The 12,961-nt window shown below is 43.4% G+C and carries 10 protein-coding genes; 4 read left to right on the top strand and 6 right to left on the bottom strand.

Features of this window, described 5'->3' with window-relative positions; genetic code table 11:
* Positions 1-17: 17 nt before the first annotated feature.
* From LC073_RS01810 to LC073_RS01795, 4 genes are all read right to left on the bottom strand, one after another.
* Entirely contained in the window at positions 18-2,450 is a 2,433-nt protein-coding gene (locus tag LC073_RS01810; RefSeq protein WP_226642770.1) for a PQQ-binding-like beta-propeller repeat protein, read from the bottom strand.
* Positions 2,451-3,935: 1,485 nt separating this feature from the next.
* Entirely contained in the window at positions 3,936-4,697 is a 762-nt protein-coding gene (locus LC073_RS01805) for a serine hydrolase domain-containing protein (protein WP_226642768.1), read from the bottom strand.
* A complete protein-coding gene (locus LC073_RS01800) occupies positions 4,648-5,124 on the bottom strand; it encodes a beta-lactamase family protein (RefSeq protein WP_226642766.1) in 477 nt (158 codons plus the stop codon). Before LC073_RS01800 ends, LC073_RS01805 begins: the two co-directional genes overlap by 50 nt.
* A gap of 78 nt (positions 5,125-5,202) precedes the next feature.
* Entirely contained in the window at positions 5,203-6,024 is an 822-nt protein-coding gene (locus LC073_RS01795; protein ID WP_226642764.1) for an alpha/beta hydrolase, read from the bottom strand.
* Between the two features lie 220 nt (positions 6,025-6,244).
* On the opposite strand from LC073_RS01795, the gene LC073_RS01790 reads away from it, so the two are divergent.
* The gene (locus LC073_RS01790; protein WP_226642762.1) at positions 6,245-7,183 is read left to right on the top strand and encodes a winged helix-turn-helix domain-containing protein; all 939 of its coding nucleotides are present in this window, start codon (positions 6,245-6,247) and stop codon (positions 7,181-7,183) included.
* Positions 7,184-7,213: 30 nt separating this feature from the next.
* Complete coding sequence (locus tag LC073_RS01785; RefSeq protein WP_226642760.1) at positions 7,214-8,410, top strand: hypothetical protein; 1,197 nt, start codon at positions 7,214-7,216, stop codon at positions 8,408-8,410.
* 276 nt (positions 8,411-8,686) lie between these two features.
* Here the strand turns inward: LC073_RS01785 and LC073_RS01780 are convergent, their stop codons facing one another.
* Positions 8,687-10,756 carry a hypothetical protein gene (locus LC073_RS01780; protein WP_226642758.1) on the bottom strand — a complete coding sequence of 690 codons (2,070 nt, stop codon included), beginning with the start codon at positions 10,754-10,756 and terminating at the stop codon, positions 8,687-8,689.
* Positions 10,757-10,831: 75 nt separating this feature from the next.
* Positions 10,832-11,545 carry a cadherin repeat domain-containing protein gene (locus LC073_RS01775; RefSeq protein ID WP_226642756.1) on the bottom strand — a complete coding sequence of 238 codons (714 nt, stop codon included), beginning with the start codon at positions 11,543-11,545 and terminating at the stop codon, positions 10,832-10,834.
* A 378-nt stretch (positions 11,546-11,923) separates the two neighbouring features.
* On the opposite strand from LC073_RS01775, the gene LC073_RS01770 reads away from it, so the two are divergent.
* Positions 11,924-12,283: a hypothetical protein gene (locus tag LC073_RS01770; RefSeq protein WP_226642754.1), complete on the top strand. Its 360-nt coding sequence runs from the start codon at positions 11,924-11,926 to the stop codon at positions 12,281-12,283.
* A 50-nt stretch (positions 12,284-12,333) separates the two neighbouring features.
* The gene (locus tag LC073_RS01765) at positions 12,334-12,897 is read left to right on the top strand and encodes a DUF4166 domain-containing protein (RefSeq protein WP_226642752.1); all 564 of its coding nucleotides are present in this window, start codon (positions 12,334-12,336) and stop codon (positions 12,895-12,897) included.
* The last annotated feature ends 64 nt before the right edge of the window (positions 12,898-12,961 follow it).

Below are 12,961 nucleotides of genomic sequence, written 5' to 3'. Positions count from 1 at the left end.
AGTTTACCGCTTGAAAATTATTTCAACGCTTTATGCCAAAGCACCCTACTTCCCAAATCACTATTACCAAATGAAAAGGAAGGAGTCCCAGTTGACATTTCCAGCGCAAACAGAACCCCATCTGTCGTATATAGAATTAGTTTTTCATTAATAATAACTGGCTGAGACACTACTTCTGGCTTATTTGGCAAAGTCGCACTCCATAGAAGATCACCAGAATTAATATCTAGAGAATAAATTCCTCCAGCCAGAGTCGCCACATATACACAACTTTTATCATCACTTACCAAAGGTGGAGCAATCACCGCGCCAGAAGTCTCATGAGTCCACAGAATAGTACTATCCGAGGATAAAGCGTATATCATACCTTTACCACCACCCCTATTAGACCCAACAAGAATCTTGTTATTAAGGATGCTAGCCTTACCAATAACTACACCAATCTCTTTAATTTCCCAGATAACCTGACCGCTAGCGGAGATCTTATAAAACTTATTATCAAAGGCCCCAACATATGAGTTTCCATTATTATCCACAGATAGGGAGCTTATAATTTCATCCTGAATTGGCCTTACGTCACTCTCCCAAAGCACTGGTGGAGATTTTGTATCAATAGTTACATCCACTGATTTACTTTGCTCACCAGCAGGGCCACTGGCCGTTAATATGAATTGGGTATTCAAGGATAGGGAAAACTCTAAGCTGCCGCTTTCCGGTAAATTATCAATGGGTTCCACCCCCGTATTTGTTTTCAGTGAAATTGACTCAGCTCCTTGCACTTGCCAACGCAGTTCAATTTTCTGGCCTATTTCGTTTACACTGGACGGAGAGGCTTCAAATTGATTTATTACAATTTGAGGGTAGCTTGTATCATCATTTGGGTCGGTGCCAACTTTTAGCTCTTCACTATCGCTGACACCATCACTATCACTATCCAGTTGTGATAAAGCACAACCATTACTATTAGATTCTTCGTTAATGGGAGTATCACTACAAAGATCCAAATAGTCGGCAATACTGTCACCATCAGTATCCACGCTGACAGTAATAGCAACCTGCTGCTCATTTCCCGCCAGATCAAGTATTTTTGCCTGTATCGGTACTGCAGTGGAAGTTGGTAAAGGAGAAACCAAGTTACATAAGGCCGTTTCTCCGTCTAGCTCACAACCAGAAATACTAACTCCATTAACCAATACCTCCAGGCTGCTCTCATCTAACCCCAAATTATCACTTAGTAGAAGGCGGACTTGGGGGAGAACGTTAGTAAGCAGTGCATCACTACTAGGTGATACAAATGCTACTTCTGGTGCAGTCTGGTCGACATTGACAATATTGTTCCACTGAGTGGTATTACCAGCCTTATCTTCAATAACTACACTGATTACCTGGCCCTGTCCATCTGCTAAAACAGTTTCTTCCTCAGGACAGGATACCACTCCGCTTAGATTATCTTGACAGCTATAGGTAAAAGTAACAGGAGACCTATACCACCCAGCTTCATTTATTTGCGCTGAAGCTTGACTACTTATACTCGGAGGAGTTTTATCAATACTTAATATAGAGGTAGATACTGTTTCATTTCCGGCCTTATCCCGCGCTACAGCATTGTATATTTGACTATCTCCCTCACTCGTAACATGGATTTGCTCATTGCATTTATCTACCCCACTGAGCTGATCCGTGCAATCAAAACTTAAAGTTACATCGGTATTGTGCCAGCCCTTTGAATTTGCAGAAGGTATGATTGTTTTATCGATAGCGGGTACAGCGGTATCCAGATTAATAGTTACTTCAGTACTACTTGTATTTCCAACGTAATCCGCAGCAGTGCCTACTATTACCTGATTGTCTCCGTCTTCCGCTACGATTATTGATTCCGAGCAACTCTGCACCCCGATATCGTCAGCACAAGAAAATGAAACTGTAACTGGGGTATTGTTCCACCCATAATCATTGGCAATTGGGTTAACTGATGCTTCAATGGTTGGAGCTATAGAATCCACAAGCTCAAACTGTACGATGTACATCGCATTTTCATATGCTGATATACCTAGCTCTATTGTATTTTCTTTTAACAATGGAACCGTACCAATTTTTATCATATTCCTAGGGTCATCTTTCTCCCAGCTAAGCACCTCTACGTTATTAACTTCAATTGATCCGCTTGGAGACTGCCCTAGATGATGGGTAGCCCCATCACGATATACAGTAAGTTCATAGTTACCTGCAATGGGAACCTCAAAGGAATACTGTTCATTTTTCAGTTCTTGAGAGTCGGCGATTATCTGGTGTTCATATACACGTAATTCTTTAGCATGAACTTTTGAGAAGGAAGCGAATAAAAAAACAAAAAAAATAGAGAGACACCGCAAAATTTTACCCACCCCCAAAAGACTACGTACACTTAATAAAAGTAATTTCGTACCACTTATGCGAGCTCTCAGCATCATCAATCCCTAGAGTTATAATCCACAGAACCCTACAGCCCTGACTATTTATTTTTAAATTATTCACACGTCTGACATTTTAAGCAACATCAAAAATCAATTCATTGAATCTTTTTGGCGCATATATAAACATTAATAAAAAATATAGCAATTAAGCAGAACACAAATAAACACGGACAAAATATGAGGTTAATGAAGCATGGGGCACAATAATGGCACCATCGTTTATATTTAACTTGCCCAGAAAAAAAACACTTAGCAGAAAACCAAAATCTCTAGCATAACCTCCCCTACAGATCACTTGCGTAAAATATGACAATATTACTAACTGTAATCCTCTCTACCTTCTATAAGAATAGCGGCTTCGTATAACTCATATTTAACCCCTCCAGCTAATGAACTAACCTCAGGGTAGATTTACAGCACCTAAAATAGTCGGCAATTAATTATGCAAACTCATAAATATTTAAATCTAAAAATATTTCGCGACCAACTATCACTTCCAACAAAAAAATGCCAGTAAATTAAGGAAGCTCTGAATAATTCCAAGTCAATTTAGTAGTATTAAACTATTCGTCAAGACTACAATAGGTCATGCAACAAATCACCTTTGCTGAAGCAGAATACAGTCTAAAGCGCCGTTTAATTCGCCGAGAGAAGGTCCTTTCTCAGATAGATATCCTCAACACAACAGTCGCAAACCATTATGTCATAACTGCAACAGGAAAATTACTGCATGGAAAAGAGAAATAAGTTTGGGGAGATTCTAGCTACACGGGTGTGGAAAAGCATGAAGATCTTAAATCTAAAGATGTGGATTGGTACATTGTAGAGAAACGAAGTCGCTTGAAGTATCATCCGGGCCGTGCTCAGTTACGAAAGCTAGAAAAATAAAAGCACAGATTAGGGCAAAAGTAGAACACCTATTCCGATATATAAATAATATCTTCGGGTATGAAAAAGTACGCCATCAAGGTTTAGGAAAAATACTCAGCGCTCGTTTCTGCCGGCAGGCTTTACTAACTTGTTAGTTGGAAAAAATATCAGCTAATTTAGGTTCAGCGAGTCTGAAATCCGTGAGATGCGGGTTTCAAGTAACGAAAATGGAGATGATCTCGTATAGAAACTTGAGTTTCTACTGAAAAATAGGCCGCTTTTATCTGTACAGAGCGTGGTGTAGCGCTAGAGGCTCATTTTTCAGAGGATCCCTAGAACTTTACCTATACACCGCGAAGAAATTTATAGACGTATTCAAAAGACCAGAAGGTGTCTGGTGGAATTCCTTGAAATCTGGTTGCCTCTCGTAGGGATGGCTCGCAAGCCTCCCTATAGTACATCTAGTACATCAATAAGTTGGTACAAAAAGGGATAAACTTCCTCAGCCACCGGTTTAGTGCTAAGCCAAGAGACTGAGGAAGGATTGAAATTACGACTAAAATACCTCTCCTATAAAACTCCGATCCTGTAGTCTGCTTTAGCCATATACCGTTAAGTTGATAAAGCAAAGACAGGCAGAATACGTCTCTCTATTAAATCCAGGGTTTTGTCGTCATCACCGCGGCCGGTGATCGCAATCACCAAATCCAGATCTTCAATAGAGATCACATACTGGCCACCACCGCCCCAACCAAACTTCGCTATATATTTCTTGTCGCCAACCTTCAGAGGGGTTCGCCAGAAGAAATAGCCGTATGAAAAATTGGTATAGTCAAAATCATCATCTGTGGGTGTTGCCACCTTTCCAGTCGCCTTGGTGATAAACGCTTCGGGAATAAGCTGATGACCATTCCATTTGCCTTTATTGAGCACCAAGGTACCCCATTTGACCATACTGCGAGATGTCATCATGGCCCTTGACCCTGCCTGGGGCACGCCGCTGACAGCTTCCTTCCAGTGATAGATCTCGATCCCCATTTTCTCCAGCAGCTCTTTTTTAATGAAGTCGCTCGCGGAACCGGGGACGACAGCATCCAAGACCAACATTGCAATCATTGGGTCTGAACCTTGATATAAATAGGTCTGCGATTCAGGAGTTATCGGTTTGCTGTGGCTCAAATAGATTTGAGCTAGCTCTTGCCCTGTTAACTGCTCTTGGTTTTCTAATAAGACGCTAAGTTTTTCTTTATCAATACGGATACCTGACTGCATGCTCATGGCATGATTCAGTGTGACAAGGTCTACGCCCTTAACAAGCTGCTTCCTATCCAGCCCTTTTAGAAAGGAAGTAACAGGCTTGTCTAAGTCTTCCATGGTTAAAATAACCTAACTGTATCGCCCGACCAATTGCCAGGGCTGTATAGGCCTTTGTGGCAGATGCTTGTGGGTGAGGCAAGTTGACACGGCCAAGGGAATAGTAGGATTCAAATACCAGTTTGTTATTTTGAGCGATTAGTAGGCTGTCGTAAGGTGTATGTTGGTTATCCGCTATTTCCTGGGCCAGCTTTTGCAAGCTCTCTTTAATTGTCTCTATCTCACCGACTGGAATACCGTCTTTTCTATCCGCTGGGGCTGTATCAATAAACGCCTTTTTGAGCTTTGGAGTGGATCTCTCCAGGCTTAGGAGGTCACTACGATAGTCGGCCATATTTATTTCTGGTGCCTGTAAGTCTCCCGCGCCTACAGTAGCGCTTATGCCATACATTAGGCCGATTGTGATTAGCTTCTTGAAAATCATCATATATCCTCTATTTAAGTGTGAAATTTTAATTAATGTGACTCCATATACTATTGATTAATGTTTTATCTTATCGGCAAGTCAATAAATACTGCGCACTGAAGTCTTCGGGAACGCTGTAGTGTGATTAGCGGATTCAATAACCGCTGGCTCCACAGTTAAATTAGCCAATTTTTGGTTCTTTAACTCACCAACAAACTTTTCTACCGTAGAACCTAGTTCCATCTCTAATGCACCGTAAGCAATAAATACATTGATTTGTTTTCGTATATCCATCAATGGTTTGTTAGGCTCTGATTCAAGACGAGAATCCATATAAGTGCCTATCAATATTGATGGGCTACCGATAATATAGTTTTGAAAAGTATCCGGTTGGCTCATTAAGACATAAACACCAAAGAGCCCCCCTAATGAGTAACCGAAATAAGTGCGGTTACCTGAATTAGCGCGATAATTGCTTTCGATATACTTTACAACGTCATTTCTTATAAAGGTGAGATACTGATGGGCTTCTCCTTTGTATGATTTTTTATCCTTTTCATTAGAGAGAACTGCCGGTTTAAAGTCCCGATATCGACTCGACCATTCTTTTTCAGCACCGGCCATATCCTTCTGCCAACTAATACCCACCAAAATGGCATCTTCCAGTGCGTATTCAGTAGTGGCAGATAGCATTTCAACCGCCCATAAACCGTCTGTATAGTAAATAACCGGATGCTTTTTAGTATCACTTTCCGCATATTTCTCAGGGAGCTTAATAAACAGCTCATATTCCCTGTTATTACTAGAGTCTTGTATGGGTATCACTTGGATTTTGGATAATTCTAGGGCCCTATACTCATCGGCTTTAAGGGCCGATATAGGTAGCAACAAGAGCAAGGCGATTAGTAAACGCTTTTTCATATCAGTATTTATACCGTTACATGTGGTCGGAGAAGCACTCAATCTAATCAAGAGGTCAACGAAACACCTGAAGTGCTCCTGATTTTTGGATGATTTTATGCTGCCAGTATAAAATGCTTTTTTATCAATGAGTTACAAAGTGCGCTTTAGCTGTAATCAGGGTCTGTGCTAGTATCGATGGAAAAGGTTAAGCTCAAATTTTGCTCAGGTAGATACATTAATGGCTTTACAATATTGGGTGGATGACTTCTTTATTGATTTATCTAGAAACCAAATCACCCACAATGAGCAATCACAAACGCTTCCCCCAAAAGCCCTTGCAGTATTAACCTACCTGGCAAAACATCAGCGAAAAGTAGTAAGCCAGGATAGATTACTGGCTGAGGTATGGCCCAATACAGTAGTTACGCCCAATACGCTACAAAGAAGTATTGCACAACTCAGAAAAGCCTTTGGGGAAGATCGTAAGCAGCAGTCTTATATTAGGACCCATGCCAAACAAGGCTATAGCCTGGAATGTGATATTGTTTGGCAAGATGGTGATTCTATTCCACAGGATAAGACAGCACCGGAAGAAGACGCCCCCTCTCCTGCTCCCCCTGAGCCTGCAATAGATAAACAACCAAGTAATCAGAATCACCAAACCCAGGCAGTTAAACCAAATAGATTCCCAATATTTGCGCTTATCGGAATGGTATTATTGATATTTTTTGGATTTAATTACTCTTCACCCAAGCAAAATTCTCAGCTTATATTTGATCGATTGCAGGCAGTAACGGCTACGGATCACAAAGAGTTTGGTCCCTCATATTCGCCTGATGGTGAATATATACTATTTAATCGTTATTTGAATAAGCTCTGTGTGAATAAAATCTGGGCCAAAAATATAAATACCCAGCAGGAAACGGAATTAACTCCCGAATGGGGTACCTATGGTCGCCATACATTGTCACCGGACGGCAAAAAACTGGCATTTATTTCAGAAGAAGACTGTACTATACCGCTAACCCAAAATATCTGTTACAACCTGGTAAGCCTGAACTTCCAAGAGGCATTAGTAAGTCCGCAACAGCCAAGTGTATTAATGCGCTGTAAAAACTCGGCCATTAAGAATCCGGTATGGTTAAACAACAATGACCTCGCTATTTTACATAAATAGTCTGATCGTTGGCGGTTAATCAAATATTCAGTGAGTGATAACACTAGTCAGGTACTTTATGACCTGGAAGATGGAAACCTAGCCCACTTTGATTATTCAATCGATGACGATTTAATAGCCGTCACCAGCTATCATCAGGATGGCCAGTTTTATATTGACATGCTGGATTCGAAAGGGGCTCTTTTATCTAGCCATCCGATAAAGTATCCAGCTGAAATACCACAACATAGAACTATATCCCCTAACTTTTCACCACAAAAAAATAAGCTAATCTTTAGCACGGGGCGACAACTCTTCTCCCTCACTTTTGATGGTAAGGTCAGTAAGATTCATTTACCTCTGGACCAATCCGCCAGCTCACCAGACTTTCATCCAAGTGGACAGAGGGCACTGGTTATCAAGGGGCAATACGATAGTGATATTGCCTCGGTACCGCTAAAACTGCCTGGGGCTACCACCACACCTTCAAAAGAAGATGTCAGCACAATTTACCCAAGCGCCACACGGTCGATTTCCAGGGAGGATGACGGTATTTTCCAACCCAATGGCAACTTGATTGCATTTACTTCCAGACGCTCTGGTGAAGACCAAGTGTGGGTAACTAACGGTAGTGATTTACAGCAACTATCTCAGTTTCCAATGGATACCAATATCTACGGTATCAGCTGGTCTGTCGATGGCCAGAACATTCTGGTAAATGCCAATCAAGCACTCACTAAAATCTCTTTAGATACTAGTAGAGAGGAGTACTCACTCGCATTTCCAGTTGACCAGCTGTTCCAGTGGGATAGCGTAAATAACACCGCATTATTAACTTTGACAGTCAAAGGAATAGCAATGTTTGCGGAAGTAAACTTGGAGAACCTTGAAGTTAACGTCATCAACCAAGTGCAAGTTAACTGGGCGCAGAGAAGTGAGGATGGTCGGCTGATCTATATGGATCATATGAACCGATTCTGGCAACCAGGCCCTGCAGAGGATCAGCTTATCGAGGAACTGACTTATCAGGGAAGTGAGAAAAGATTTGTTATCAAAGAGAATGTGATTTACTCGATCAATCGTGATAATCAGTTTTGGTCATACAACCTTAAGACATATGAATTCAACTTGCTTGGAGAGATGCATAAAGACGTTGATTATCTAACAGACATCAATAACGAAAATCTACTTATCACCTATGTTGTTTCAGAAAAAAAAGAGGTAGCTGAGCTATTTTTAAAAGAATAGATAAGCTTGAGCAAGCTCAGGTCTAGGCTGCTCAAAATTAGTTACAAGGGGACAATTAAATTATTCACATGCCTACGAAGTAGACAAACGATTTATAACCCCTCTTAGATAGCGCTAGAGAAATTCCTCTAGCGCTGCTTCCATAGACAATTCACCATCCAAATAGGGCTTACAACACTGATCAAGAGCCACACTTTACTCCCAGCGATCAGTTTAGAGCCCGAGCATTTCCGTATCGAGATATCGGGCCCCTTTGAGTCGGGGCCCAGTAAATTATTATTTGGAAGCCAACGCGCGTTGACCGGAGCGCAAGTCGATAACTACGACTCCCTTAATACCAAACATTCCATTGTCATAAGCAAAGAGTCGACGGCCTTCGGCGTCAACAGCAAGGGAGTCTAGGCTCGCCACCGCAATACCGCCACCACGGCAATCGGTATCACAGTCCCTACCACTAGTCAGGATTGATTGTGAAAAGCTATCTAGATTAATGGCTACCAGATTTCCGCTTTCGGTCCCCACTAAAAGCTGATTGCCAATTCTATCCAAGGCAACATCAGTAGGGATCTGATTATTACTGCCACCATGAACTGACGAGGCAAAAGTTCTCCTGTTACCAGTAGTTAGGTTCACTTGCCAGATGCCACCGGTACCAGAATCGCTGACGAACACACGATTATTGGCAAGGTCCAACGCTAAGCCATCAACAGAGTCAAAGTAAGGCGCGGAACCTGTGTGATTATCGAAGATAACTTCCCTGTCGCCATTTTCAAGGTTGACACTCATCAGCCCCGAGCGCTGTAACAAAACCATACGATTGTCGGTGGCATCCAGCTCCATAGCTTCTACGAGACCGAAGAACTCGGGGCCCTCACCAATATCGGCGGCAGAGATTACCTCGATTTCGCCACTTTCTAGATCAAGTTTGAGCAATCGATCGGAGTATTCATCGAACATATAGACGTGATCATCCGAATCACCGGGGACAATTGTGGACGCTACAACGCGCGGCGAATCTTTCAAATCAAAGTGAGACACTACTGCACGGTTGCCATTCTGCAAGTCAATTTCCGCAGCTACGCTACCACCTTCTCCCAGGGCTGAACCTCCGCCTTCGGATATCACCAATAACCGGTCTGTCGAACGGCTATAACTCATACTGTCCCATTTGTATCGGGGTCCCATACCGACATGGTTGGAGGAAATTTCTGTTCGATCACCGGTACTGATATCGACAGACATAATCATCGGATCGTTGAGACATCCAGATACCAGCAGATGATCACTATCGGCACCTCGGCTAATTGATCTGGAGTATTCAAGCTGCAATCCTTCTCCCTTAGTTTTGCTGGTTACAACTGATCGATTACCGGTTGCTATGTCCACTTGCAGGACATTGTCGACAGCAGCGACATAAATTTGACCGCTGTCAACATCGACGATCAAATCCGTTGGCGATGCGGGTTCGCCACTACCGATACAATTACCGCTTATTATTGTCCTATCGCCGTTAGCAATGTCTACCTTGAAAATAGAATCATAAGCTATATCACCCACGTAAAGCTGCCGGTTCGCCTCATCTAATGCGATGCCAAACGAAGATAGCATGTGAGGGCCAGCACCCACCGGGGATGTTGAACTGGAGCTGGATATCACGGAGTGATCACCGCTCAACAGATCAAATTTAATAATCTCACCATAAGTTTCATTACTCCCGAACTTTTCGACTGTTCTTGCTACGTAAGCTTCACCCCCAGAACTCGTCAGTGTCAGCCTTTTGAAGCCTGCGAAAATCTCAGGAATTGGCTGAGGCCAAGTGGTCAATTGCGTACGGTCACCGGTGCTGCGCTGGACGGAGTAGACACTCCCGTCCCTATTTAATACGACAAAGTAATCATCGGCAGAATTGCTGCGTACTTCTGGAAAGTTTTGTTCCATATCAATCAACCCCAGTGCTGGACCAGAGCCAACCGATGGTCCTGAAACCACCCGACGAGAACCGTCTGTGCCTACCTCAAATATCGTTTCCGTACCACTGTCAGCAAAATAACTGCTTCCAAGCAAGTTGTCGTAGGTCACACCCACTGGTCGCGCTATTAACTGCTCGTTCTTTAGTGAGAGTGAATCCTCAATTATTTCGCCAGTAACGAACTGGGTGGAGAGGGTGTAGGCATCGCTACCTTCGTTAATCGCACTATCGAGATACCAGACTGATGGGCTATTGGCGTCCTCAGTCGGTGATTGGCTACCGATAGTGATGCTGGCCAGTTGCCTGGAGGCACTTTCACCACTTTCCAAATCAAGGACTCGGGCAGAGAGTGCTATGCTGGAAAGCTTCCCACCCATATTGGCACCACCGGTCGGGAAAATGATGCGAGCCGAAGGTGTCGGTAGATTAGTTACAGTGACCTGCAACGAAAGCTAGTTCGCGAGCCCTTCGCTGTCGGTGGCACTAATTGACAGCTGATAAATGTTATCCCCATCACTATCCGTAGGTGACTCAAAATCTGGGGCAGCGTTAAAGCGAAGTTCTCCGCTAGCTGATTCAATAGAGAACAGTGCAGCATCGGTGCCGCCGCTTAAGGAATATGTGATCTCGTCTCTATCTGGGTCCTCGGCCGTAGCGGTATAAAAAATATCGCTCACACCTTCCTGGACCGTGATTTCAGTTGCGGAAGAAAACCCGGGAGCGCCATCGTTAACATCAACAACGGTTATTACAATTTCCTGGCTTGATTGACCGCCGTTGCCATCGCTGGCCTCGACCGTTACCCGGTAGTCATTGTCTCCATCTGCGTCCGCAGGATTCTCGAAATCCGGTGCAAAAACGAAGCGTAGCTGGTTACCATTATCAATTAAAAAGCGGGTCTGATCTTCGCCACCGCTAATACTGTAACTTATGCTGTCTCCATCGGCGTCACTAGCAGATAGTGTAAGTAGGGTGCCGGAACTATTTTCCTCGAAGGTGACTTCTGTTGTAGAGACGAACTCGGGCGCACTATTGGATGAACTATTGGATGAACTATCCGAATTGTCATCGTTTGAACCACCACCTCCGCCCCCTCCGCCCCCTCCGCTACAGGCGGAAATTACGATAATAGAACTAAGACAAAGAGCTCTCTTAAAACTGCTCATTAATTAGTGCCCCCAAGAATAGCTTTTAAAATTTTTTATGCGCGTAACGCCAGGGCGGCGACTTTAACAAACAATCTATAATTTTGAGAAATTTTTAGTTTTACTTCTTCACAATGTGTACTATTTTGATTGATTTATACTCAGGCACGATGAAATAGGATTCTGCAAGGTCATTTATTCTTGTCATAGAACAGCTGCTGAACTTATAAATACGCAGTCGCCTGTTAACATCTCTCTTGAGAAATTGCCACTCGGCATACTCAATTGCCCACTTGATTACTTCGTGTATCCCTATAAGATCCCGCGGGATATTTAGCGGAGCCACGATATCCTACGCCCCCGCAACAGTTGTTATTTCAAATAAATTCAGGTCGTTAAATGAAAAAAATTCTCACTATTCTCACCATTGCTCTTGCCACTACATCCTGCATGAAGCTCGAAGTGAAACCAGGCCGGGTTATTGGCGATACCGTGGATGCAGGCAAAGATGCCTACCAAAGTATTCAACGAAGCCGCCGTGGTGAGGAGGAGAGAGGCTTCTCCCACAGAACCAGTTATGATTCGGCCATCTCTAATGCGGCCAATATTGCTGGCTGTAAGGAAGAGCTGATGGAGGTGGTTAGTGTCTCAAACCTGGTTGTATCCCAGGTAATCTCTGAGTCTTCAGAGGTTCTAGTACAGGATGGAGATAAAACCATCCACTGTTCAATACAGGCGGTGGTGCGCCCTAAGGCTTAAGCACGGCTGTATACTGAGGAACCCCCTTTGATTTTTTGAGGGTGTGTCCAATGAAAAATGCGGTTCTCGACTGGTTCGGACCGGATTTCGGCAAGCTGAATCCGCTGTTGCAAAAGCTACATACACAGGGTGCTAGGCTCAATGACGAGGTGGATATTCACTTTGGTTACGGTGTTGTCGGCTGGATTAGCCGGCGCATGGTTCGCAAATTGGGGGCTCCCACAAGGGCTGGCAAGGTGCCTTTCTCTGTGGAAATCCACCATTCTTCCAAAGCATTGATCTGGTCTCGCACTTTCGCCTACACCCATACCGTTACCTCAGAATTTCACCCAGTAAAAACTTATCGTCAAGGTGGTTACTGGGTTGAGTCCACTGGCCCAATCAAAATACAGCTTGGTGTTTCCACTGAAGGTGGCAACTGGCAATGGCTGCAGCGTTCTGTGTCACTTTTTCGACTCCCAATTCCAACAATATTCTGGCCAAAGGTTTCTGCTGGAAAAGCAGTTGTGAATGGGCTCTACCAGTTTGAGGTGAAAATCTCCTTACCTGTGCTGGGTTTTATCTTTGGTTACTCAGGCACTTTGAATGAGGATGGTGAAAAAGTGATCGGGTAGACCCGTGCGGTTAACCATGCACTTGCCGTAGGAAAAGGCACAGGATAGTCTCGATCAAAACGAC

It is taken from the genome of Microbulbifer variabilis, from assembly GCF_020524905.1.
Taxonomy (GTDB): Bacteria; Pseudomonadota; Gammaproteobacteria; order Pseudomonadales; family Cellvibrionaceae; genus Microbulbifer; species Microbulbifer variabilis_A.
This window is presented reverse-complemented; position numbering and strand designations above follow the sequence as displayed.

Bases quoted from the DNA above. Each gene is read 5' to 3' on its own strand.
- LC073_RS01810 (WP_226642770.1), bottom strand. From the start codon at position 2,450: ATGATGCTGAGAGCTCGCATAAGTGGTACGAAATTACTTTTATTAAGT.
- LC073_RS01805 (WP_226642768.1), bottom strand. From the start codon at position 4,697: ATGGAAGACTTAGACAAGCCTGTTACTTCCTTTCTAAAAGGGCTGGAT.
- LC073_RS01800 (WP_226642766.1), bottom strand. From the start codon at position 5,124: ATGATGATTTTCAAGAAGCTAATCACAATCGGCCTAATGTATGGCATA.
- LC073_RS01795 (WP_226642764.1), bottom strand. From the start codon at position 6,024: ATGAAAAAGCGTTTACTAATCGCCTTGCTCTTGTTGCTACCTATATCG.
- LC073_RS01790 (WP_226642762.1), top strand. From the start codon at position 6,245: ATGGCTTTACAATATTGGGTGGATGACTTCTTTATTGATTTATCTAGA.
- LC073_RS01780 (WP_226642758.1), bottom strand. From the start codon at position 10,756: ATGGGTGGGAAGCTTTCCAGCATAGCACTCTCTGCCCGAGTCCTTGAT.
- LC073_RS01775 (WP_226642756.1), bottom strand. From the start codon at position 11,545: ATGAGCAGTTTTAAGAGAGCTCTTTGTCTTAGTTCTATTATCGTAATT.
- LC073_RS01770 (WP_226642754.1), top strand. From the start codon at position 11,924: ATGAAAAAAATTCTCACTATTCTCACCATTGCTCTTGCCACTACATCC.
- LC073_RS01765 (WP_226642752.1), top strand. From the start codon at position 12,334: ATGAAAAATGCGGTTCTCGACTGGTTCGGACCGGATTTCGGCAAGCTG.